The 22,645-nt window shown below is 33.5% G+C and carries 23 protein-coding genes; 10 read left to right on the top strand and 13 right to left on the bottom strand.

Annotated elements, in window-relative coordinates; genetic code table 11:
* The 9 genes from ACP7AV_RS06030 to ACP7AV_RS05990 all read right to left on the bottom strand — a co-directional run bounded on the left by ACP7AV_RS06030 (position 1) and on the right by ACP7AV_RS05990 (position 9,546).
* Positions 1-1,389 (bottom strand): bifunctional UDP-3-O-[3-hydroxymyristoyl] N-acetylglucosamine deacetylase/3-hydroxyacyl-ACP dehydratase, encoded by a 1,389-nt coding sequence (locus ACP7AV_RS06030; RefSeq protein ID WP_426091162.1) that lies wholly within the window; start codon positions 1,387-1,389, stop codon positions 1-3.
* Positions 1,382-2,425, bottom strand: a complete 1,044-nt coding sequence (lpxD, locus tag ACP7AV_RS06025; protein ID WP_426091161.1) for a UDP-3-O-(3-hydroxymyristoyl)glucosamine N-acyltransferase — start codon at positions 2,423-2,425, stop codon at positions 1,382-1,384. The genes ACP7AV_RS06030 and lpxD overlap by 8 nt, the downstream gene beginning before the upstream one ends.
* A 131-nt stretch (positions 2,426-2,556) precedes the next feature.
* Entirely contained in the window at positions 2,557-3,786 is a 1,230-nt protein-coding gene (locus ACP7AV_RS06020; protein ID WP_426091160.1) for an HD domain-containing protein, read from the bottom strand.
* A 124-nt stretch (positions 3,787-3,910) separates the two neighbouring features.
* Positions 3,911-4,705, bottom strand: coding sequence for a 3-keto-disaccharide hydrolase (locus ACP7AV_RS06015; RefSeq protein ID WP_426091159.1), 795 nt, complete (start codon positions 4,703-4,705; stop codon positions 3,911-3,913).
* Positions 4,706-5,115: 410 nt separating this feature from the next.
* A complete protein-coding gene (locus tag ACP7AV_RS06010) occupies positions 5,116-5,655 on the bottom strand; it encodes a GNAT family N-acetyltransferase (protein ID WP_426091158.1) in 540 nt (179 codons plus the stop codon).
* 184 nt (positions 5,656-5,839) lie between these two features.
* A complete protein-coding gene (locus ACP7AV_RS06005; RefSeq protein WP_426091157.1) occupies positions 5,840-6,196 on the bottom strand; it encodes a hypothetical protein in 357 nt (118 codons plus the stop codon).
* An 820-nt stretch (positions 6,197-7,016) separates the two neighbouring features.
* Complete coding sequence (locus tag ACP7AV_RS06000) at positions 7,017-7,142, bottom strand: hypothetical protein (protein WP_426091156.1); 126 nt, start codon at positions 7,140-7,142, stop codon at positions 7,017-7,019.
* 102 nt (positions 7,143-7,244) lie between these two features.
* A complete protein-coding gene (locus ACP7AV_RS05995) occupies positions 7,245-8,843 on the bottom strand; it encodes a hypothetical protein (RefSeq protein ID WP_426091155.1) in 1,599 nt (532 codons plus the stop codon).
* A complete protein-coding gene (locus ACP7AV_RS05990) occupies positions 8,836-9,546 on the bottom strand; it encodes a hypothetical protein (RefSeq protein WP_426091154.1) in 711 nt (236 codons plus the stop codon). Before ACP7AV_RS05990 ends, ACP7AV_RS05995 begins: the two co-directional genes overlap by 8 nt.
* A 383-nt stretch (positions 9,547-9,929) precedes the next feature.
* Between ACP7AV_RS05990 and ACP7AV_RS05985 the strand changes: the two genes are divergently transcribed.
* From ACP7AV_RS05985 to ACP7AV_RS05965, 5 genes are all read left to right on the top strand, one after another.
* Positions 9,930-11,483, top strand: coding sequence for a response regulator (locus tag ACP7AV_RS05985; RefSeq protein WP_426091153.1), 1,554 nt, complete (start codon positions 9,930-9,932; stop codon positions 11,481-11,483).
* Positions 11,484-11,540: 57 nt separating this feature from the next.
* Positions 11,541-11,948 (top strand): tRNA (adenosine(37)-N6)-threonylcarbamoyltransferase complex ATPase subunit type 1 TsaE, encoded by a 408-nt coding sequence (gene tsaE, locus ACP7AV_RS05980; protein WP_426091152.1) that lies wholly within the window; start codon positions 11,541-11,543, stop codon positions 11,946-11,948.
* An 8-nt stretch (positions 11,949-11,956) separates the two neighbouring features.
* Entirely contained in the window at positions 11,957-12,430 is a 474-nt protein-coding gene (locus ACP7AV_RS05975; protein ID WP_426091151.1) for a GNAT family N-acetyltransferase, read from the top strand.
* A 93-nt stretch (positions 12,431-12,523) separates the two neighbouring features.
* Positions 12,524-13,723: an alanine dehydrogenase gene (locus ACP7AV_RS05970; protein ID WP_426091150.1), complete on the top strand. Its 1,200-nt coding sequence runs from the start codon at positions 12,524-12,526 to the stop codon at positions 13,721-13,723.
* A gap of 36 nt (positions 13,724-13,759) precedes the next feature.
* Positions 13,760-14,134 carry a DUF4258 domain-containing protein gene (locus ACP7AV_RS05965; protein ID WP_426063678.1) on the top strand — a complete coding sequence of 125 codons (375 nt, stop codon included), beginning with the start codon at positions 13,760-13,762 and terminating at the stop codon, positions 14,132-14,134.
* Positions 14,135-14,335: 201 nt separating this feature from the next.
* Here ACP7AV_RS05965 and ung read toward each other — a convergent pair whose 3' ends face one another.
* Positions 14,336-15,016: a uracil-DNA glycosylase gene (ung, locus tag ACP7AV_RS05960; protein WP_426091149.1), complete on the bottom strand. Its 681-nt coding sequence runs from the start codon at positions 15,014-15,016 to the stop codon at positions 14,336-14,338.
* A 145-nt stretch (positions 15,017-15,161) separates the two neighbouring features.
* Between ung and ACP7AV_RS05955 the strand changes: the two genes are divergently transcribed.
* From ACP7AV_RS05955 to ACP7AV_RS05945, 3 genes are all read left to right on the top strand, one after another.
* Positions 15,162-17,327: an endonuclease MutS2 gene (locus tag ACP7AV_RS05955; RefSeq protein WP_426091148.1), complete on the top strand. Its 2,166-nt coding sequence runs from the start codon at positions 15,162-15,164 to the stop codon at positions 17,325-17,327.
* A gap of 94 nt (positions 17,328-17,421) precedes the next feature.
* Positions 17,422-17,838 (top strand): thiol-disulfide oxidoreductase DCC family protein, encoded by a 417-nt coding sequence (locus tag ACP7AV_RS05950; RefSeq protein ID WP_426091147.1) that lies wholly within the window; start codon positions 17,422-17,424, stop codon positions 17,836-17,838.
* Positions 17,839-17,916: 78 nt separating this feature from the next.
* Positions 17,917-18,045: a hypothetical protein gene (locus ACP7AV_RS05945; protein WP_426063674.1), complete on the top strand. Its 129-nt coding sequence runs from the start codon at positions 17,917-17,919 to the stop codon at positions 18,043-18,045.
* Between the two features lie 64 nt (positions 18,046-18,109).
* Here ACP7AV_RS05945 and ettA read toward each other — a convergent pair whose 3' ends face one another.
* The 3 genes from ettA to holA all read right to left on the bottom strand — a co-directional run bounded on the left by ettA (position 18,110) and on the right by holA (position 21,116).
* On the bottom strand, positions 18,110-19,804 hold the full coding sequence (gene ettA / locus ACP7AV_RS05940) for an energy-dependent translational throttle protein EttA (protein WP_426063673.1): 1,695 nt from the start codon (positions 19,802-19,804) through the stop codon (positions 18,110-18,112).
* A gap of 62 nt (positions 19,805-19,866) precedes the next feature.
* Positions 19,867-20,049, bottom strand: coding sequence for a CAL67264 family membrane protein (locus ACP7AV_RS05935; RefSeq protein WP_417960094.1), 183 nt, complete (start codon positions 20,047-20,049; stop codon positions 19,867-19,869).
* A 62-nt stretch (positions 20,050-20,111) separates the two neighbouring features.
* Positions 20,112-21,116, bottom strand: a complete 1,005-nt coding sequence (holA, locus tag ACP7AV_RS05930) for a DNA polymerase III subunit delta (protein ID WP_426091146.1) — start codon at positions 21,114-21,116, stop codon at positions 20,112-20,114.
* A 49-nt stretch (positions 21,117-21,165) separates the two neighbouring features.
* On the opposite strand from holA, the gene ACP7AV_RS05925 reads away from it, so the two are divergent.
* Together ACP7AV_RS05925 and ACP7AV_RS05920 are read left to right on the top strand one after the other, a co-directional pair.
* The gene (locus tag ACP7AV_RS05925) at positions 21,166-21,621 is read left to right on the top strand and encodes a type I restriction enzyme HsdR N-terminal domain-containing protein (RefSeq protein ID WP_426091145.1); all 456 of its coding nucleotides are present in this window, start codon (positions 21,166-21,168) and stop codon (positions 21,619-21,621) included.
* Positions 21,622-21,632: 11 nt separating this feature from the next.
* On the top strand, positions 21,633-22,637 hold the full coding sequence (locus tag ACP7AV_RS05920) for a glycosyltransferase family 2 protein (RefSeq protein WP_426091324.1): 1,005 nt from the start codon (positions 21,633-21,635) through the stop codon (positions 22,635-22,637).
* The last annotated feature ends 8 nt before the right edge of the window (positions 22,638-22,645 follow it).

Below are 22,645 nucleotides of genomic sequence, written 5' to 3'. Positions count from 1 at the left end.
CTATTGTTTTTTTGCAATTTGCGCCATTAATTCCGCTTCAGCAACTAGTTTTCCATTTGCGTAAGCATTTGCTTGCATGTGGCAAATTCCTCTTCTGATCGGCGTTATTAAATCACATTTAAAAATTAAAGTGTCTCCTGGCAGCACTTTATGTTTGAATTTGACATTGTCAATTTTCATAAAATACGTCAAATAATTTTCAGGATCTGGAACAGTGCTTAAAACCAGAATTCCACCGGTCTGTGCCATGGCTTCCACAATTAAAACACCTGGCATCACTGGAGCTTCAGGAAAATGACCCACGAAGAAATTTTCATTCATCGTAACATTTTTCATTCCCACAACATGCGTTTCAGACATTTCAATGATTCTGTCAATTAATAAAAACGGAGGTCTATGAGGAAGTACCGCCATAATTTTATGAATGTCCATTAATGGCTCCTGGTGTAAATCATAAACAGGAACGTAATTTCTTTGTTCAATTTTTATGATTTTCGCCATTTTTTTGGCAAACTGTGTATTTACAAAATGCCCTGGTTTATTAGCGATTACTTTTCCTTGAATTCTTGTTCCAATTAAAGCCAAATCACCTACAACATCAAGTAGTTTGTGCCTTGCAGCTTCATTAGGATAATGTAATGTTAGATTGTCTAAGATTCCATTTGGTTTAACCGTAATTTCGTCTTTTCCAAAAGCAACTTTCAAATTTTCCATCGTTGCGGCTGAAATTTCCTTATCAACATAAACAATCGCATTATTCAAGTCACCACCTTTTATCAAACCATTTTCCAAAAGAGATTCTAATTCGTGTAAAAAGCTAAATGTTCTGGACTTTGATATTTCAGTTTTGAAATCAGCAATACTTTTCATATTTGCATTCTGAGTTCCTAGAATTTTAGTTCCAAAATCAACCATTGCAGTTACACAATAATGATCACTTGGCATAACTAAGATTTCACTTCCTGATGCTTCATCAATAAAAGAAATAACTTCCTTAACAACGTATACGTTTCTTTTCGCATTTTGCTCTTCAAAACCTGCTTTTTCAAGTGCTTCAACAAAATACTTTGAAGAACCATCCATGATAGGAAGTTCAGAAGCATTCAATTCGATGATCACATTGTCTAAATCACAACCAACCAGCGCTGCTAAAACATGCTCAGGAGTTTGAATTTTAACGCCAAGTTTCTCCAAATTAGTTCCTCTTTGCGTATTTACAACATAATTTGCATCTGCCTCAATAATAGGTTGTCCTTCAAGATCTACTCTGACAAAGGTAAAACCATTATTCACTGGAGCAGGTTTAAAAGTCATTTTTACTTCTTTTCCTGTGTGTAATCCAACTCCAGTTAACGAAATTTCTGTTTTGATGGTCTTCTGTTTAACCATTGTTTCCATTTTTTTGGTTTAATATTTGTTTTTTTAATTCTTCTATTTCTGCAACAATTTTCGGTAAATTCTTGAAATGAACATACGACTTACTAAAATCATTGTAACCAAATGTAGGGCTTCCTTGCAAGATTTCATCATCTTTTATATTCCTTCCCACACCGGACTGCGCTTGGATTCGCACATTGTTACCAATGGTTAAATGGCCTGAAATTCCAACTTGTCCGCCAATCATGCCGTTTTTCCCAATTTTTGTAGAACCTGCAACTCCTGTTTGCGCGGCTATCACTGTATTTTCCCCTATTTCAACATTATGGGCTATCTGAATTTGATTGTCAAGCTTGACTCCTTTTCTGATGATGGTAGATCCCATGGTAGCTCTGTCAATTGTGGTACAAGAACCTATATCAACATTATCTTCAATAATTACATTTCCTATTTGCGGAATTTTAGTGTACGTTCCGTCTGGATTTGGTGCAAAACCAAAACCATCAGCGCCAATAATAGCACCAGAATGAATGGTACAATTGCTACCAATCACGGTTTCCGAATATATTTTTGCGCCAGCAAATAATATTACATTATCCCCAATTGACACATTATCCCCAACAAAACAATTAGGATATATTTTTACATTTTCGCCCAAAACTACATTCTGACCAACATAACTAAAACTACCAAGATATAAATTATCTCCGTATTTTACACTTTGTGAGAGAAAAGAGGGCTGTTCTATTCCGGTTTTATTCAATTTTACCTGATTATAAAACTCTAATAATTTTGAAAACGCGGCATACGCATCATGTACTTTTATTAATGTTGTGGTCAAGGGCAATTCTGGCTCAAAAGACTCATTAACAATTGTAACGGAAGCTTTTGTGGAATAGATAAAATTAAGATATTTAGGATTTGATAAAAAAGTAAGTGATCCCTCAGAGCCATCTTCGATTTTTGACAATCTAAAAACTTCAGCCATGGGATTTCCTACAACTACTCCTTCTAAAATTCCCGCTATTTGTTCTGCTGTAAATTTCATCTTATCGGATCATATTTTTAAAAAAAGTAAGATGGAACTCGCTGTGTAAAGTTCTTTTTGAATTAAAAAAAAATGATTTGGCTCGTTTCATTGTGGCAAAAATATAAAAAAATAGATTTTAAATGACGTTTTTATAGCAGTTGTTTTGGGAAACAGATATAATACTTCGTCACTAATTTAGATAACGATTTTAAATTCAGCTGGTCAGAAGATTCTATAACGTCCTCTATTGTGCTGTCTTTTTTCAAAATTCGTATCGGTTCCGCCTCTTTGCTGTATGCTTGATTTTTTATTTTACCTTTAAAAATAAAATAGTTAGTTTCTAGTAATGAAATATTATTTTCTACTGCGAATCGTTCTTTTAGCGGCTGTAATTCTTCAATCCCTACTTTTTCACTAGTTAATTTTATTTTTAATAAATCTCTGTTGACAATCATTTTACTTAACGACGACAAAATAAAATCATCTTGTTTTTGCCAAGCTTTTAAAGCTCCAATAATATCAAAATCATCCAGTTGAGCAAATAAATCCAAGGTTTCAGCATCAAAAGTATCAATAGTGACTTTGTTTTGCATGAAAAACAATAGCGGCTCGCTGCACGGCAATTGCACTCCTTTTAGAGTTAATTCTTTGGCGCGTTTTAAGATTTTCATCAAAATTAACTCTGCCACTAAACTAGTTTTGTGCAAATACGCCTGCCAATACATCAAGCGTCTGGACATTAAAAACTTTTCTACGGAATAAATTCCTTTTTCTTCAATTACTAAATAATCTTCGACCACATTCATCATTTGAATCAGTCGTTCCGAATTGACATTTCCTTCTGCCACTCCCGAGTAAAAACTGTCGCGTTTCAAATAATCCATTCGATCCATATCCAATTGACTGGAAATCAATTGCAACATAAACTTTCTGTTGTATTCTCCTTTAAAAACCTGAATTGCCAAACTCAACTGACCGTTAAATTCAACATTTAATTGGTTCATGAATAACAACGATATTTCTTCGTGATGAACATCTTCTACAATGCTTTTTTCCATCGCATGCGAAAAAGGACCATGCCCAATATCATGCAATAAAATAGCAATGTACAGTGCATTTTCTTCTTCCAGAGAGATAAAAACTCCTTTGAAACGCAACACATCGACAGCTTTTTGCATCAAATGCATGCAGCCTAAAGCATGATGAAAACGAGTATGATTTGCTCCAGGATAAACTAAGTACGACAATCCCATTTGGGAAATTCGGCGCAAACGTTGAAAATAAGGATGCTGAACTAAATCGTAAATTAACGCATTTGGAATTGTAATAAACCCATAAATGGGATCATTGAATATTTTTAGCTTATTGATTTGACTCACTTCACGTTTGTTTTTAAGGTCAACAAATATAAGTAAATTAGATTTCAAAACAGAAACGACTCACTGCTGATTTGGAATCAAAAAAAACGAAGCGTTCATGGCGCTTCGTTAGTCTATTTTATTTTTAAAGTTTTCTGATCCAAATATTTCTAAATTGATTTTTTGAATCATGATCCTGAAGCGAAATTACATCATCGCCATGAGACGACGGATAATTATGCAAACCGATGTAAAGTGTCAATCCGTTTATAGTTGTGTTGTTTTGTACTAAAACACCATTCAAAAATACGGTGATTCTTGCCGGAGCATCAATTCTTCCATCTCCCTTAAAACGTGGTGCTGTGTAAATTACGTCGTAAGCATTCCATTCTAATGGCGTTTTCACGGCGTTTACTAATGGGGGATGATCTTTATAGATACTTCCCGCTTGACCATTGCTGTATGTTCTATTATTGTAGGAATCTAAAATTTGCAATTCGTATCTGTTTTGGAAAAACACACCGCTGTTTCCTCTTGCCTGTCCGCCATCTAAAACGACATCCGGTGCACTCCATTCCAGATGCAACTGACAATCGCCAAAGGTCATTTTGGTTTGAATGGCTCCTGAGCCTGGAACAACTTCCATGTAATCCTTATCAACAATTTTCCAACCGGCAGGTTTACTTACATCTTTTTGGTTGACCCACTGGTTCAGATTTTTACCATCAAATAAGATTATCGCATCCGAAGGTGCATTGCCAAGGATTTTAGCAGGCGTAATAACTTTTACTAACGGTTCCCAAATTTCCGTCATTTCGGGTTGCATCAACATTGGGGAAACCTCTGGCGGAGTATTTACATATTTGTGTTGCGCAATAGTTGCTGTAGCGGAAAAAATGGCAATTATTAAAAAAGAGTTCTTGAAATTTTTAGCGTTCATGGTTGGATTCATTTGGTTTAATAAAATATAAATTTAGGGTTATTGTTCTCTTTTCAATATTAAGCATTTTTTTTTCATGAACTAACTTTTAATCTAATTATAACTAATTGGGTATAATTCAAATTTTTTAAGGGCATAAAATCATAGTTTTAAAAATTCATTCTAAGACGTTTTACAATATTATAGCGCATCGCAGCTTTACGAATCCTAGAATTAAGCTATCCTAATCTTTTTTCCCTTTGAATTTATGCGTTTATTTTAATGTTTTTTTCGGAATTTGTAATTTCATATAATTGCGCACAAGAAGTTAAATAAAACTCATGAGTTTTTAAACTCTAAATTTCACACGAAATCCTCCCAAAAAAATGGATTTTAGGATTTAAAAAATCAATTTCGTTTTTCTATTGATATCAATCTGTTGCTAAAATAGCGTAGCCGTAATTATCGGACCAGCCGGATGACAATGGCAATAATTTTCGGGTGTGTGCTTCTCTGGTCATTCCAGTTTTTTCCAAAACATGGATGGAACCAATATTCCCAACCGCGCAACCCGCCTCAATCCGATGCAGATTCAGTTCTTTAAAACCAAAACAGAGAATTTCTTTCAAAGATTCAGTCGCGTAGCCTTTATTCCAATGATCTTTGTGGAATTTAAACCAAACTTCCGCATTTTTATATTTTACTTTCCCTGAATTGATTCCTATTAATCCTATAGTTTGGTTTCCGGTATTCAATTCGACTGCAAAAGTAAAATGGGTCGCAAATTCTTTGTTGTTTTCAAAAACCCACCTTTCTAAAAGTAATTTTGTTTCTTCGAGTTCTGATGGAATTCCTAAAGTATTGAATTCATCTGTTTCTTTCAAAGAATGCAATTCATGAATATAATCCAAATCCAAAAGTGTGATTGGTCTTATAATTAATCGTCGCGTTTTGAGAATTGTAGTATTCATTATTGACTATTATAATTTTATTCGAGTAATAAGTAGTAAAACTCAAATTAGAATTTTGTGCCCACTAAAACCAGTCTTTTTGTAATTATATAACCTTATAATTTCCGACTAATCAACATGGGCACAAAAAAATTTATTCAGTACCAAAACAAAAAAAAGTTCGAGTCATTTAAATTAATAAGTCCTAAAACAACTTAAATATTCTGTTAATTGGAATCATCACACCTTGTTTCAAGATAACATTTTTGTCAGTGACACCCCAAACCGTGGTGTCTACAACTTTCTTGGATTCAACGTCTTCAAAGAAAATTTTAATTTTTGAATGCTCTAAATTGCCCAGTGATAAAGCTCTGTTGATTTCACCAGTTCTTGTTTTTATTTCGTCAACGTCGCTTAAAACATCTGTTTTTGGAAACTTAAGAAGCGCAATATCTTCTTTATCAATGATTTTGTAATCTTCTGTCATAATAGTAAAAAATTTAATTAATAATAAATTGCTGTACTGTGGAAAATCAAAAAGTTGACCTATTTTATTCGCCATAATACTACATTACAAAAATAAAACCTCCCAAGTTTGTTACTGCCAATTTTATATTAATTTTTTGTCTTTCTTAACAATTACTTTTTTATCTGCTCTATAGAATTGCTCTCAATTCAGTGTTGTTCCAAAAAATTCAATATGGTGCAATCAAACAAATATTTTAAATCTTAGAAAGTAATTTTTTCTTTGAATACCAGTACTGACAGAAAAACAGATAAAAAAATTAAGCAGATTGTACAAACTATTTTATAAAAATTTAAAAACTGAATTTTACTAATTTATAATTTTCCGACACTCAATAAATTCACTATTTTTCCTAAAAAATTCCTAAAGAATAAATGATAGCAATTAAAAAAAATGTAAAAATGAAATTCATTTCTTTTAATTTAATAAACAACAGCTTTTTAGAAGTTCTAAAACAATTAAATGTATCATCTTTTTCTATGATTTTGTCGTTTTCAAAAGTCTCTCAATTTTCTATTTGGTCGTTTCTGTCATACCTAATAAAAGAACCATTTTTAATGTTTTTTTTGAAATTTCCAATTTACCAAAGCTGTCCGGTTTCACGATAAAAGATTCACTCGCCTTCCATCAGTCCATTGATAAAAGAATCTTTTGCTTTCACTTTTCCGTTTTGAAAAAACAAGTTAAATAATTCCCAATTAATTTATGGGCGATTTGTCCGTTCAACCACTATTTTTTTGTTAATATTTTATTTTAAGTGAGAATTAAACCAAATCCAAATGACAATACCAATCTTTTAATTACGAATATTGTCTTTTTAATTTCATCTTAATTTAAGCTATTCTCTTTTGGATTACTATTTTGAGAATTTGAAACTGCTGTAAAAAAGAGCATTATTAAAATCAGTATTGGTTTCATCATTTTGTTTTTCTTCGACTATTTTAACATGGGAATGTGTGTAACATTCTTTTATATTGCTCATTTTTTTTGTATTTGTATTCAATTTTGTTTGCGGTCGCGATAAAGACGCTTGTGTTAGCAGTGCCTAGCAAACTATTAATATATACTAAGATTCTTTTTTATTTTAACCAGATATAGTCTCAAGTAATTCAGCCGTTGCTGAATTTTTCATAGTTCTTGCTCGCACTGGTCCAACCTGATATAATTTAGTGATAAGCTCATCTTCTGTTACATCCAGAAGTTGCTCAATAGTCACTATTTTAATTTCTTCTAATTTATTTTTTTGCCAATGTGTTAAGTCTAAACCTTTGACGGATTTTGATAATTGTGATTGAAGACTTGATAAGAATTCCGCATCTGAAAAATCAGATATTGTTTCTATGGATAAACTTGTAAATGCAGAATTATTTTGACCATACTCAGTAAACATATCAAGTTTTACATTTTCAATAATACTTTTTGATGTTGTTATTGATGCCGAATACTGAGATAATAAACAACTAAACTTAATTTCAAATCTGTCACCAATTTTTGATTTTGTTGCTTTAACACCACTGTCATATTTTCGTATGATACCAGTATAATTTAATAAGCGAAGAGCTTCCTTAACCTGTTCAGGCACATCTTTACTAATCCAGAAATAAATTGTTGATTCTTTTTGGCCCCTATCAACACGATCATTATTTTTAGAAATTGTTGTAGGTATTACATTATCCTCAATAAAAGTTCGTCCCCAATCAATTATTGATTTATGACCTTTATACTTTTCTCCTAATTGAGTATGTTCAAGCCAAATTTCAGATCTATAAAAATTTCTAATTACATCATTTACAGAAGCAGTATTAAATTTTTCACATTTATCTAACGTTTTTAATAATAATCTTGGGTTTCCACCAGCAGAAAAAACTAATGTATTAAATAAATCCATATGTTTATTAATTATTCTTTCCCATGATTCTCCACCTTGTTTTAAAACCATTTCTTTCATTTCATTTACATAATTTGGAGAAAGTAAGTCTCTATCAATTCTCATGTAAATTGCATCATGTGTCATTTCAAAACTATTACCATAATGCGTAACACCAGGGTAAACAGCAGCATTACATGAAATATAGGGCGATTTATAATCCCTAAATAAAGTAAAAAACTGTCTCTGTTGTTCTGGTCTAAAGACATGAGCAGATTCGTCAAAGAAATATATAAGTCTATTAATATTATTTTCAACGCATATTTCTTCAATTGCGTCAATAACTTCGCTCAATTCAGGTAAAGTTGTTGTATCAATATTGATTTTAGGAGATTTATATGATGATTCAAATCTATTTACAATTAGCTGTAGATTATTAGATTCTGTTGTGCCTAAAAGCGAGGTAGCGTACTGACTCACAACAAGTCCATTCTTTTGAAATACTTTTAATGTTTCCTTTATTATTTTAGCTAGCATCCAATGATAAAACTGATTAGGATCACTTGAATGCAAAAGTGAACTTTGCATGAAAGTTACATAAATTGGAAGAATCTTATTAGCTTCAAAACTTTCCAAAATTTCAGTTTGACCAACTTTCATTAAAAAAGATTTACCAGAGCCTCTGCTTCCCTCTAATACTATGTGTGAATGTGATTTAAAAGCATTTAGTATGTCTCTTTCTATTTTACTCTCAACAAATAGTTTTAATATTTCATCTTTGCGTATACTTTCGGTTCTGTAGTAAAAGTTATCCATTTTTTTGTCCTCCAATTTTAATTCTTATTTCTTCAATATGACCTAAACTATCATTAATATGTATTTCAATTTTCGAAATATCTTCAAATGGTATAAAGTTTAAAAATCTTAGACATAAAACATAATTAGAAACAATAATATAATCTTCTATGTACGATTTATAAATATCCTTCAGAACTATATTATATGATAACTTTGGGTTTTCATAACTCCAAGTTTTATTATTACCATGAACCATTTCTGATAATTCACGATAAAGCTTTTTTAATTTTAAATGAATATCTGCAGTAGTTGTTTTTAATTCCGGAAAATAAGCCTCTGAAAATCTTTTAGATAAAATTCCATTTTCTGAACATGATAAAACCGCCCAAATCAAATCTTTATTTCCATTGGACCATTCTTTATATTCAATATTATGTGCAGAAAAATAAATCGAACCACAAAGCATTTCCAAAGACAGTCTTAAAGAAGCAAATGAACCACGATATATTCCTTGCATCATTTGTAGACAAGATATATCTAATTCTTCAATTGAGTTAGATAACATATTTGAGGATTCATAGTTGATTAATAAATTCATCCAAATTTGTAGATTACTTACTAAGTCATGTGTTAAACTTTGTCCACTATTGTCTATTAAAGATTCTATGAAAATTCTAGAATTTTCAGAATTTAATCTTGTATAATAATCGTTTACTGTCATTGATGTTTTATTATTTTGTTCACGAAAATATAAAATAAAAACTACAAATAATCAAATTCCCTTCTTATTTTCAGAAACCTTTTCTTACCCTTTCATTTTTATAAACCCCACTAATTCTATCAACTGCGTGAGGGATGGAAGCGGCATCCTTTCCTTTTTTCTTTAAAAAGGAAAGATAAAGCGTACAGCCCGACCCGGACGGAGTTTACGGAGGATGGGGCACGCCCAAAAGTAAATATAAAGCAAAACGGAAGCGAATAGTAATTTTATGAAATACAGCATAAGTGTGTTATAAAATTATCATAATATTAGCAGGGAGCCGTTGCAAAAAAATGTAATTTGGCACTTTAATTTAGTACGTTAGAACACTTGTTGATTCAATTATGGATAAAATAAAAATACTTTGGGTAGATGATGAAATCGACCTTTTGAAACCACATATATTATTTCTGGAAAAGAAAAATTACGAGGTAACAACCTGCAATAACGGGTTGGACGCCATTGGTATTTTTGAGGAAAATAATTTTGATATTGTTTTTCTGGATGAAAATATGCCCGGAATGAGCGGCTTGGAAACGCTGTCAGAAATGAAGGAAAAAAAATCTTCAGTTCCAATGATTATGATTACAAAAAGCGAGGAAGAATACATTATGGAGGAAGCCATAGGATCTAAAATTGCCGATTATTTAATCAAGCCTGTAAATCCAAACCAAATTTTGTTGAGTTTGAAGAAAAATCTGGATCATTCCCGATTGATTTCACAAAAAACTACACTGGATTATCAGAAAGAATTTAGGAAAATCACCCTGGAAATGGCAATGGTGAATTCCTATGAAGACTGGATTGAGTTGTACAAGAAATTGATTTTTTGGGAACTGGAATTGGAGAACATCGACGATCAGAGCATGATTGAAATTTTGGAATCCCAGAAAACGGAAGCTAATTCCCAATTTGGAAAATTCATTGAGCGCAATTATGAGGATTGGTTTGCACCAAAAGCGGACAAACCCGTTCAATCGCATACCTTATTCAAAGAATTAGTGCTTCCTGAACTCAAGAAAAAAGACAAGCCCATTTTGTTTGTAGTGGTTGATAATCTGCGCTACGATCAGTGGAAAACCTTTGAAATTGTAGTTGGAAATTATTACAAACTGGAAAAAGAAGTGCCTTACTACTCTATTCTTCCTACTGCGACGCAATACGCGAGAAACGCTATTTTCTCCGGTTTGACACCATTGGAAATGGAAAAACAGTTTCCCCAATACTGGAAAAATGACCCGGAAGAAGGCGGAAAAAATCTTTTTGAAGCGGAATTTTTGACGGCACACTTGAAACGATTGGGTTTAAATATCAAGCAAGAATATTTTAAAATAACCAGTCTTGCCAGCGGAAAAAAATTAGCTGAGAGTTTTAAATCATTAAAAGATAATGATTTAGTGACAGTAGTATACAACTTTGTGGACATGCTTTCGCATGCCAAAACGGAGATGGATGTCGTAAAAGAATTGGCGTCCGATGACAAAGCGTATCGCTCATTGACGTTAAGTTGGTTTAAGAATTCCCCGCTGTTAGAAATCATTCAACAGGCTCAAAAAATGGGTTTTAAATTGATTTTGACCACGGATCACGGAACGATAAATGTAAAAAATCCATCGAAAGTCGTGGGTGACAAAAACACCAGTTTGAATTTACGTTACAAAACCGGACGCAGTTTGACGTACGAGCACAAAGATGTTTATGCGGTAAAAGAACCAAAAAATATTGGTTTGCCTACTATAAATATGAGCAGTTCTTATATTTTTGCAAAAAATGATTTGTTTTTGGCGTATGTCAATAACTACAATCATTATGTGAGTTATTACAAAAATACGTATCAGCACGGTGGAATTTCATTGGAAGAAATGATTATTCCGTTTTTAGTTTTTAACCCACGATAGGAAATTCCAGTCTCAGTTTTCGGCGAGAGCCTTAAACTTTTAAACAAATATAAAAGAATGAATGTTACTTTTTCTTTAGATCAACTCGAGGAAGTTGCGCAAAAAATAATAGCAAATAACCCCAAAAAAGTGATTCTTTTTCACGGAGAAATGGGCGTTGGAAAAACAACTTTAATCAAGCAATTGTGCAAAACGCTTGGAGTAACCGGTGCAACGAGCAGCCCAACCTTTTCTTTAGTTAATGAATATGAAGCTATTGACAATCAGTTGGTTTATCATTTTGATTTTTACAGATTGAATGATGAAGTGGAAGCGCTGGATATGGGAATTGACGATTATTTGTATTCCGGCAATTGGTGTTTTATAGAATGGGCAGAGAAGATTCCAAATTTGATTCCGAAAACCCATTCCGTTATCAGTATTTTACTACTCGCGGACGGAAAACGTTTATTAACTTTAAGCTAAAAGTAATTATGAATGTAGACAATACCATAGCAATAATTCCTTTTTCTCCGACTTACAAAGAAGCTGTAAAAATATTAAATCTGGAATGGCTGCAAAAACATTTCAGGGTTGAACCCAAAGATGAAATCGTACTTTCTGATCCGCAAGGTCAGATTATTGACAAAGGCGGAATGATTTTTTACGCGAAATATAAAGATGAAATCGTTGGAACCGTATCCTTGATAAAAACCGACAGTACAACCTTCGAATTGAGCAAAATGGGCGTAACAGATAGCGCACAAGGATTAGGAATTGGTAAAAAACTGATTTTGCATTGCTTTGATATTGCTGAAGCGAAAGGAATAGAGAAACTGATCTTATATTCAAACCGGAAATTACTGTCAGCGATACATTTGTATGAAAAATTTGGTTTCGTAGAAATTCCTTTGGAGGATGGAGTTTATGAGCGAGCCGATATAAAAATGGAAAAAATCATTCGCTGAGATTTGTTGCATTCCAAATGAATTTAACAAGATAGAATTTGTGCCGTTTATGGATCTTTTTACGTAATTTGTACCCTTAATTTAACAACATCAATGTCAATAACTATAACGCCATTCACCAAACAACAGCTTTTACCACAAGAAGAAAAACTGGAAATTGCAAGACAAAAAAGCGAACTTTTTATTGGTATTCCAAAGGAAACGAGTCATCAGGAACGCCGAATTTGTCTTACTCCGGATGCTGTTAACTCGCTTACCTATCATGGCCATCGCGTAATGATTGAAGCAGGGGCGGGATTGAGTTCAAGTTATACCGATAAAGAATATTCTGATGCAGGCGCCCAAATCACTAATGACACCAAGAAAGTCTTCAGTTGTCCCATGATTTTGAAAGTGGAACCGGCCACCCTTGCTGAAATAGAAATGATGAATCCGCAGACGATTTTGCTGTCGGCGATTCAGTTGAAAACCCGCAAGAAAACGTATTTTGAAGCTTTGACCAAAAAGAAAATTACCGCTCTCGCTTTTGAATACATAAAGGATGAGGACGGAACGTATCCTGCAGTTAAATCCTTAAGCGAAATTGCGGGAACGGCCTCGATTTTAATTGCTGCCGAGTTGATGATTACCAATGAATTTGGAAAAGGATTATTATTTGGGAACATTACTGGCGTCCCTCCTACTGATGTAGTAATTTTGGGTGCAGGAACCGTTGGAGAATTTGCTGCCAAAACCGCTATTGGTTTAGGTGCCAGTGTAAAAGTTTTTGATAATTCTATTACCAAATTACGTCGTTTGCAAAATAATTTAAACCAACGGATTTTTACTTCCACAATTCAACCTAAAGCTTTACTCAAAGCATTGAGACGTTGTGACGTGGCTATTGGCGCTATGCGAGGCAAAGAACGTTGTCCTATAATTGTTACGGAAACGATGGTGGAACACATGAAAAATGGTGCCGTAATTGTCGATGTAAGTATTGATACCGGCGGTTGTTTTGAGACTTCAGAAGTGACTTCACATGAGAAACCTACGTTTATCAAAAACAATGTTGTACATTATTGCGTACCTAATATCCCTTCCCGATATTCAAAAACTGCATCACTTTCCATAAGTAATATAATTTCCCCTTATTTGATGAAAATTGCGGAGGACGGCGGCATCGAAAGCGCCATCCGTTGTGATAAAGGATTAAAAAATGGCGTTTACATGTACCACGGAATCCTTGCTAATTGTTCTATTGGCGAATGGTTCGATCTACCTTATAACGACATCAATTTAATTGTTTTTTAAGAAAACTTTCTTCTACCTTTGCAAAAAATTTAATTCATGAAGTTTATACATCGTTTTGCCTATTATTTGGTAGGTTTAGTAATAGGACTGTTTTTTGTAGCGTTAGTTTTCAGTGGCAAAGACACCCGCTGTAATTATTTTCCAAATGCAAGAGTTTTAAATGATTTAAGGAACAAACCTTTTTATTATTCGGATAAGGCTTCTGTAATTTTGGCTGAAAAATGGATTGATACTGCCGATATAAAAAACACACTACAATTTGGTGATGTAGATTTTGACAAAAGCAATATTGAACTAAAAAAAGGAAAGTTATACATCATCGAAGGTAAAACAATTAAAAACCAAGAGGTTACGCTGAAAGTCATTAACTACTCCGATAAAGCTGTTTTAGAGGATATTGTTAAAAAGTAAGACATAGAATTAGTCGTACTTATCATTTAATTTTTCCAATAACATTATTTTAATTTGGGCGTGACCTTACGTAAAAACTTCAGGTCGTGCTGCACGATCCCGCTTTTTTTACAGGCTGAAACGCCTCTTAAAAAAGAGCTCCACTTCCATCACTCAAGCAAAGCTGTTTAAAACAATTATTTACATCTTCAAATCACGTAATTAATCTACTGAAATCCAGTTAATTAACTCTAACCCGTTTTGTTCTAAATACGCGTTCGTCTTACTGAAATGTTTATTCCCAAACCATTTTCTCTGATTTGCGCTCATAGGCGACGGGTGCCCGGATTCTAGAACTAAATGTTTGTTGCGATCGATTTTTAGCCCTTTTTTATGGGCAAAATTACCCCAAAGCAAGAAAACGACATGTTCTTTTTGTTCGGAAATTTTTTGAATTACAGCATCCGTGAAAACATTCCATTTTAAGTGTTTGTGGCTGTTCGCATTGTCTTCTCTAACGGTCAGAGAAGCATTCAACAATAAAACGCCCTGTTTTGCCCAAGTTTCTAAATTCCCGGAAGCTGGCATGAAAATAGTGTCCAAATCCTCACTCATTTCTCGAAAAATATTGCGCAACGAAGGAGGAATTCGCACACCTTCATTCACAGAAAAACACAAACCATTGGCTTCTCCCTTGCCGTGATACGGATCCTGGCCAATGATAACCACTTGTACGTCTTTGAAACTGCAATAATTAAACGCAGCAAAAATTAATTCTTTTGAGGGATAACAAGTGTGATTTTTATACTCCTCATCAACAGTTTCCACTAAATCTAAAAAATAGGGTTTCTGAATTTCATTCGATAAAATGAATTGCCATTCCGGATTGAGATTGATTTGCATAGTTGTGTATTAGAAAGCAAAGATACAAAGGGAATTATTTTTTAAAACCTAAATAGGACAATAAACATTCTTTAATTCTTTGTGAAAGTCTGTTAAATTATCTTAACTATTAGCTATTTTTGTCTTGAAAAGAATTTTACGATAAATGATATCAATCACCGAAAAAACATTACAAGATTTACAATTTCCTACAGTACTCGAAACCATTTCTACCATTTGCAACACTGATATTGGAAAACAAAAAGCTTTCGAAATAACCCCTTTTAAAGATAGGGAAACGTTAATGCAAGCATTAATGCAAACATCAGAGTATGTTTCGTCTTTTCAAAATAACAATGCCATTCCCAATCATGGTTTTGACGCCATCACGCACGAGATAAAATTTCTTGCAATAGAGGACAGTTTTTTAGAAGTGGGCAGTTTTCGAAAGATTGCAACTATTTCTTCAACGGTAAATTTCCTTTTGACTTTTTTGAGAAAATTCGAGGATTATTATCCAAATTTAAATTCAAGGGCGAACCAAGTCGAACTTACTAAAGAAATCATCACGATGGTCGACGAAGTAGTTGATAAATATGGTGAAATAAAAGACAATGCGTCGCCGGATTTACTGAATATCCGCAGAAATATGAATGCGGTTCGAGGCAAAGTCAATCAAAGTTTTGGTTCTGCGTTGACGCAATACGCTGCTTTGGGATATTTAGATGACATTAAAGAAAGTTTTGTACAAAACAGACGTGTTCTAGCTGTTATGGCAATGTACCGTCGTAAAGTAAAAGGTTCTATTTTGGGTAGTTCTAAGACTGGAAGTATTGCCTATATTGAACCTGAAGCTACCTTACAATATTCTCGTGAGTTGAGTAATTTAGAATATGAAGAAAAAGAAGAAATCACCCGGATTTTAAAACAGCTGTCCAATTACATTCGTCCTTTTTTACCGTTATTGATTCAATATCAGGATTTCTTGAGTGATATTGACGTAATCGCTGCCAAAGCAAAATACGCCAACAGAATTAACGGAATTTTGCCAACAATTACCGAGGAACGTCGTGTTTATTTTAGAGATGCGTACCATCCTATTTTATATTTGAATAACAAACAGAAAAACGAAATAACACATCCGCAGACTATTGAACTCAGTCAGGAAAGCAGAATTATTGTAATTTCCGGACCCAACGCAGGAGGAAAAACGATCTCTTTGAAAACCGTTGGGTTGTTGCAACTCATGCTGCAATCTGGGATGTTAATTCCTGTTCATGAACGCAGTGAAACGTTTTTATTCGATAGGATTTTAACAGATATTGGAGACAATCAATCAATTGAAAATCATTTAAGTACATATAGTTACCGACTAAAGAACATGAACTACTTCCTAAAGAAGTGCAATAGAAAAACCATGTTCCTGATTGATGAATTTGGTACCGGTTCTGATCCAGAATTAGGAGGTGCTTTAGCAGAAATTTTCTTAGAAGAATTTTATCACCGAGAAGCTTTTGGGATTATTACCACTCACTATTCAAACCTAAAAATTCTGGCCAATGAATTGCCTTTTGCCACCAATGCGAATATGCTTTTTGATGAAAAATCATTAGAACCCATGTATAAATTGGCAATGGGTCAAGCGGGAAGTTCCTTTACTTTTGAAGTCGCTTTAAAAAACGGAATTCCATTTAGTTTAATAAATCGAGCCAAAAAGAAAATTGAAGTTGGAAAAGTACGTTTTGATAAAACGATTGCCACACTTCAAAAAGAGCGTTCAAAGATGGAAAAAACATCACAAAACCTTAAAGAAGAAGAAACAAAAGCACGGGAAGAGGGCAAGAAAATGGAGACTATCAATGTAAAAATAAAACAAAAACTGGAAAGCTATCAGGAATTATATGACAGCAACCAGAAAACAATATACATCGGTCAAAAAATTGAAGACATTTCGGAGAAATATTTTAATAATAAAAACAAGAAAGAGTTGCTAGGTGAATTTTTGAAAATCATCGAAATAGAAAATTCAAAACGCAAAAAAGCAACCGTTAAAGAAACTAAAGCACTGACAGAAAAGAAAAAAGAAGTAATTGAAGAAATAACAGTTCAGGTTGAGGAAATTAGAAAAGAAAAGAAAGAAAAGAAATTAAAAGTAATAATTGAAAAACCAAAACCAGTTCTAAAATTAGGCGATCGCGTACGAATGTTTGATGGAAAAGCGGTGGGAACGATTGATGCTATCGAAAAAAATAAAGCAACTGTAAATTATGGTGTATTTACTTCAAAAGTGAGTCTGGAAGCGCTGGAGTTTGTAGAAGCCGGGAAGAAATAAACAGTATTTAGTTTGCAGTTTTCAGTCTCGTCTCACGTTTTGTCATTTCGAAGAAGGAGAAATCTCTATCCGGTTAAATTATAAAGTTTAAATTATGCTCAATATTCCTATAGACAAAAAAATCATTCTCTTTGACGGAGTTTGCAACCTGTGTGATTCAGCAGTGCAGATGATAATTAAGCATGATACTGAAGATATTTTTCGGTTTGTAGCTTTACAATCAGCTTTGGGTCAAAAAATCATCCAACATTTGGGAATTGATATTCAAAAAACAGACAGTATTATCCTGTATCACCCTGGTTTTGCTTACTACTTAAAATCAGAAGCTGCTTTAGAAATTGCTAAAAATTTGGGAGGAATATTTTATTTTGCGACACTGTTTACGATATTACCCACTTCTTTTAACAACTATATTTACGATTATGTCGCTAAAAACCGCTACAAATGGTATGGGAAAAAAGAAGCTTGTCTGATTCCCACCAAAGAAATCCAAGCTAAGTTTTTAGAATAAAATAATAATCATGATAATTATCATACCTTTTATTTTGCAGGAATTATAAATTTGGACAATCTTAAAACTTAATTAATCATGAAAGACACTACACTTTTTTCTTGGGATAACGGAACTATTATAATGGTTGTTGTATTTGGGTTAGTAATCATAGGACTGGTTGCAGCAGTTTTAATTATGATGAACTCTGATAAAAAAATTAAATAACAGCATGAAAAAAGAGGATGTCTTTATGGGACATCCTCTGGCTGATAAATCTATAATTAGATGACTAACTTCTAATTAATTTTCTGTATTTCAATCTTTTTGGTGTTAAATCACCACCCAAGCGTTTTTTCTTATTCTCTTCATATTCCGAAAATCCGCCTTCAAAATAATACACTTCAGAGTTTCCTTCGAACGCCAGAATATGTGTACAAATTCTGTCCAAGAACCATCTGTCGTGAGAAATTACTACCGCACAGCCGGCGAAATTCTCCAGACCTTCTTCTAATGCACGAAGTGTATTGATATCCAAATCATTCGTAGGCTCATCCAATAACAATACGTTTCCTTCTTCTTTCAAAGTCATCGCAAGGTGCAAACGGTTGCGTTCCCCACCGGAAAGCATGGACACTTTTTTGTTTTGTTCTCCACCACCAAAATTAAATCGGGATAAATAAGCTCTTGAATTTACTTGCTTTCCGCCCATCATAATCAATTCTTGACCGTCAGCAAAGTTTTCCCAAATCGATTTTTCCGGATTTATATTCGAGTGTGCTTGATCAACATAAGCTATTTTTACGGTATCCCCAATTGAGAATTCTCCTGAATCTGGCTTCTCTTCTCCCATTATCATTTTGAAAATTGTTGATTTACCGGCACCATTAGGCCCAATAATTCCAACAATTCCAGCTTGTGGGAGCGTGAAATTTAAATTATCATACAACAATTTATCTCCAAATGCTTTAGCAACATTTTTAGCTTCAATTACATTCGTTCCTAAACGTGGCCCATTTGGAATGTAAATTTCCAGATTTTCATCCAATTGTTTTTGATCTTCATTCAGTAATTTATCGTAGTTCTGCAAACGCGCTTTTTGCTTGGTTTGACGACCTTTGGCACCTTGACGAACCCAGTCCAACTCACGCTCTAAATTCTTTCTGCGCTTAGAAGCTGTTTTCTCTTCCAATGCCATACGACTAGATTTTTGGTCCAACCAAGAAGAATAATTTCCTTTCCAAGGAATTCCTTCACCTCTGTCTAATTCCAAAATCCAACCGGCAACATTATCCAAGAAATATCTATCGTGCGTTACAGCTATTACTGTTCCCGCGTATTGTGCTAAATGTTGTTCTAACCAAAGGACACTTTCAGCATCCAAGTGATTCGTTGGCTCATCCAGAAGCAAAACGTCTGGTTGTTGCAATAATAATCGACATAAAGCTACACGACGACGCTCTCCACCTGATAAATTCTTGATTGGAGTGTCTCCTTCCGGGGTACGCAAAGCATCCATTGCGATTTCCAGTTTGGTATCAATTTCCCAAGCGCCCAATGCATCTATTTTATCTTGTAAAAGCGCTTGACGATCCATCAATTGCTCCATTTTATCAGCATTTTCATAGACTTCCGGCAAACCAAAACTATCATTGATTTTATTGAATTCATCTAAAACTGCCATAGTTTCGGCAACGCCCTCTCTTACAATTTCGATAACTGTTTTGCTATCATCTAAAATAGGTTCCTGTTCTAAATAACCTACTGTATAACCCGGCGCAAAAACTACGTCACCTTGGTAGTTTTTGTCTACACCGGCTATAATTTTTAATAAGGAAGATTTTCCAGAACCATTTAAACCCAAAATACCAATCTTAGCTCCATAAAAGAAACTTAAATAGATGTTTTTAAGGACTGGTTTATCTGCTCCTTGATACGTTTTACTCAATTTTGACATTGAGAATATCACTTTTTTATCGTCTGCCATTTTTTTAATTTAAAATTATTTCTATTCTGCCATTAAGGCTCTTTTCTCAATTTGTAAACCTTCTAGACTCTTCCTTTCAGAGAACTAAAAACCCAAGCGTTAGCCAAAAAACCCACACCCACTGCAGCGAATCCCCATCCTGCTACGTCATCATATCTAAATGCACCTAATGCAATCAGTAATAAACCCATTACAATCATAATCAAAGTTGCCCAACCTAAAATAGTATTTTTATTCATTGACATAGTCCTGGTATTTATTTTTAAATCACTAATTTTTGGAATACAAATATCGGAAATTTTGCCTTTTAATTGAATATTTTATAAAGCATTTCTCTTAATAAATCTGATTGTGACATGGCACTGGCTCCAACCCCTTTACTTTTTACATCAATATCTCTCAAAGCCCCAACAATCTGACTCACTTTCTTCATCGGATAATTCTTCAAAGCTAGATCATATTCTTTCAAAAAGAAAGGATTAACACCTATGACCGCCGCCACATTCTTGGGGTTTTTATCTTTTAATCCATGATATTTTAATAATTGAATAAAAAATCCAAAAACTAGACTTGTCGTTACCACCATTGGATTGTCTTTTGGATTTTGGGCAAAGTTTTCAGCAATCGTGTACGCTTTTAACTGGTTGCGTTCACCAAGTGCTTTTCGTAATTCAAACACGTTAAAATCTTTACTAAAACCTATATTTTCTTCAATATCTTTTGGAGTTATCGTACTTCCTATCGGCAAGATGATTTGCAATTTCTCTAATTCATTGTTTATTTTACTCAAATCTGTCCCTAAAAATTCAACTAACATGGCATTTGCTTTAGGCTCAATTGAATATTTCTTGCCTGATAAAACACGTTTAATCCACTCTCCTACTTGGTTTTCATATAGTTTCTTACTCTCATAAACAACACCGTTTTTTGCCAATAACTTCGTTACTTTTTTACGTTTATCCAATGTTTTGTATTTGTAGCAAAAAACTAAAACGGTTGAAGGCATAGGATTATCAGCATAACTTTCCAGCTTATCGATGGTTCGGATTAAATCCTGTGCTTCTTTGACAATAACCACTTGACGATCTGCCATCATCGGATAACGCTTAGCCGTGGAAATAATATCTTCCATAGACACATCTCTTCCATATAAAACGGTTTGGTTGAAACCTTTTTCCTCTTCAGATAAAATTTTTTTCTCAATATAATCCGATAGTTTGTCAATATAATACGGTTCTTCTCCCATCAAAAAATAGATGGGTTTGATGTTGCCACTTTTTATATCATTTACAATTTTTAATACTTCGTCCATATTATCTATTCTCTTTTAATCTATTATCTAAAAGTCTTACTTTTGCTTCATGCGAAAACTCAATTTTCAACTTTATCACTTTCGGTTCAAAAATAGCGAAAATAAAGTTTCCATTTTTGATGCAATCAGGAAAAAATTCATCATTCTTACCCCTGAAGAATGGGTTAGACAACATGTTGTCCAATTTTTATTAGAAGAAAAAAAGTATCCGCACTCCTTGATTAATGTAGAAAAAGTATTAAAAGTCAACGGATTGCGCAAAAGATACGATGTCGTGGTTTACAGTCCGGATGGTTCAATTTTCATTTTGATAGAATGTAAAGCACCCGAAATAAAAATTGCACAAGCCACCTTTGACCAAATTGCCCGTTATAATATGACAATGAAGTCCCAATTTTTGATGGTGACCAATGGTTTGAATCATTACTTTTGCCAAATGGATTTTGAGAATGAAAAATATCATTTTCTGGAAGAATTACCTGATTACAAACTAAATAGTCTATAAAACAAAACCTCATAATGAGAATAGCAGTTGTCATACTTAATTGGAACGGAATATTATTATTGGAAAAATTTTTGCCCTCTGTTGTACAATATTCACCGGAAGCTGTAATTTATGTTGCTGATAATGCTTCTACTGATGATTCTATTTCCTATCTCAAAACTTTTTTTCCGTCGGTAACAATTATCAAAAATGACAGTAATCTTGGTTTCGCCAGTGGCTACAATGAAGCATTAAAACAGGTTGACGCAGATATTTATGCTTTAGTGAATTCTGATATAGAAGTAACAGAGCATTGGTTGCAACCCATTCTTGAAACTTTCGAAAATGAATCTAAAACGGCTATTATCCAACCTAAAATATTAGATTATAAACGCAAAGAATATTTTGAATATGCAGGCGCTGCCGGCGGATTTATTGATCAATACGGATATCCTTTTTGTCGGGGTCGAATTTTTGATGCTTTAGAAAAAGACAACGGACAATATGATGACACACGAGAGATATTTTGGGCATCAGGAGCATGTTTTTTTATTCGAAGCGCTGTTTATAAAGCATTAAAAGGTTTTGACGATGATTTTTTTGCGCATCAGGAAGAAATTGATTTGTGTTGGCGTGCGATTAACAACGGATATAAAATAAAATACATTTCAAGATCTGTGGTATATCATGTAGGCGGTGCCACTTTGCAGCAAGGCCACCCAACTAAAACGTATTTAAATTTTAGAAATTCCTTACTGATGTTAACCAAAAACCTTCCAAAAGAAAAATTATATTCGATACTTTTAGTCAGAATGATTTTGGACGGAATTGCAGGAATTCAATTTTTAACACAGGGAAAGTTCAAGCATTTTTGGGCAATATTGAAAGCTCATGGTGCTTTTTACACCCTTTTTTCGATTAATTATAATAAGAGAAATGAGTTTCAACGTACAACATATTATACTGTCAATAGTATCATTTACTTGTACTTTATTAGAAAAATAAACGTTTTTAACGATTTATTTAGAATCAAATGAATTTTAAA

It is taken from the genome of Flavobacterium sp. DSR3-2 (assembly GCF_049896525.1).
Taxonomy (GTDB): domain Bacteria; phylum Bacteroidota; class Bacteroidia; order Flavobacteriales; family Flavobacteriaceae; genus Flavobacterium.
This window is presented reverse-complemented; position numbering and strand designations above follow the sequence as displayed.

Excerpts from the sequence above, each read along its gene's own strand:
- ung (WP_426091149.1), bottom strand. The coding sequence starts at position 15,016 with ATGCAAATCAATCTCAATCCGGAATGGCAATTCATTTTATCGAATGAA.
- ACP7AV_RS05990 (WP_426091154.1), bottom strand. The coding sequence starts at position 9,546 with ATGACAGTAAACGATTATTATACAAGATTAAATTCTGAAAATTCTAGA.
- ACP7AV_RS05965 (WP_426063678.1), top strand. The coding sequence starts at position 13,760 with ATGAAGTTTATACATCGTTTTGCCTATTATTTGGTAGGTTTAGTAATA.
- ACP7AV_RS05975 (WP_426091151.1), top strand. The coding sequence starts at position 11,957 with ATGAATGTAGACAATACCATAGCAATAATTCCTTTTTCTCCGACTTAC.
- tsaE (WP_426091152.1), top strand. The coding sequence starts at position 11,541 with ATGAATGTTACTTTTTCTTTAGATCAACTCGAGGAAGTTGCGCAAAAA.
- ACP7AV_RS06015 (WP_426091159.1), bottom strand. The coding sequence starts at position 4,705 with ATGAACGCTAAAAATTTCAAGAACTCTTTTTTAATAATTGCCATTTTT.
- ACP7AV_RS05995 (WP_426091155.1), bottom strand. The coding sequence starts at position 8,843 with ATGGATAACTTTTACTACAGAACCGAAAGTATACGCAAAGATGAAATA.
- lpxD (WP_426091161.1), bottom strand. The coding sequence starts at position 2,425 with ATGAAATTTACAGCAGAACAAATAGCGGGAATTTTAGAAGGAGTAGTT.
- holA (WP_426091146.1), bottom strand. The coding sequence starts at position 21,116 with ATGGACGAAGTATTAAAAATTGTAAATGATATAAAAAGTGGCAACATC.
- ACP7AV_RS06010 (WP_426091158.1), bottom strand. The coding sequence starts at position 5,655 with ATGAATACTACAATTCTCAAAACGCGACGATTAATTATAAGACCAATC.
- ACP7AV_RS05935 (WP_417960094.1), bottom strand. The coding sequence starts at position 20,049 with ATGTCAATGAATAAAAATACTATTTTAGGTTGGGCAACTTTGATTATG.
- ACP7AV_RS06030 (WP_426091162.1), bottom strand. The coding sequence starts at position 1,389 with ATGGTTAAACAGAAGACCATCAAAACAGAAATTTCGTTAACTGGAGTT.
- ettA (WP_426063673.1), bottom strand. The coding sequence starts at position 19,804 with ATGGCAGACGATAAAAAAGTGATATTCTCAATGTCAAAATTGAGTAAA.
- ACP7AV_RS06005 (WP_426091157.1), bottom strand. The coding sequence starts at position 6,196 with ATGGCGAATAAAATAGGTCAACTTTTTGATTTTCCACAGTACAGCAAT.
- ACP7AV_RS05970 (WP_426091150.1), top strand. The coding sequence starts at position 12,524 with ATGTCAATAACTATAACGCCATTCACCAAACAACAGCTTTTACCACAA.
- ACP7AV_RS05950 (WP_426091147.1), top strand. The coding sequence starts at position 17,422 with ATGCTCAATATTCCTATAGACAAAAAAATCATTCTCTTTGACGGAGTT.
- ACP7AV_RS05925 (WP_426091145.1), top strand. The coding sequence starts at position 21,166 with ATGCGAAAACTCAATTTTCAACTTTATCACTTTCGGTTCAAAAATAGC.
- ACP7AV_RS05945 (WP_426063674.1), top strand. The coding sequence starts at position 17,917 with ATGAAAGACACTACACTTTTTTCTTGGGATAACGGAACTATTATAATG.
- ACP7AV_RS05985 (WP_426091153.1), top strand. The coding sequence starts at position 9,930 with ATGGATAAAATAAAAATACTTTGGGTAGATGATGAAATCGACCTTTTG.
- ACP7AV_RS06000 (WP_426091156.1), bottom strand. The coding sequence starts at position 7,142 with ATGAGCAATATAAAAGAATGTTACACACATTCCCATGTTAAAATAGTC.
- ACP7AV_RS05955 (WP_426091148.1), top strand. The coding sequence starts at position 15,162 with ATGATATCAATCACCGAAAAAACATTACAAGATTTACAATTTCCTACA.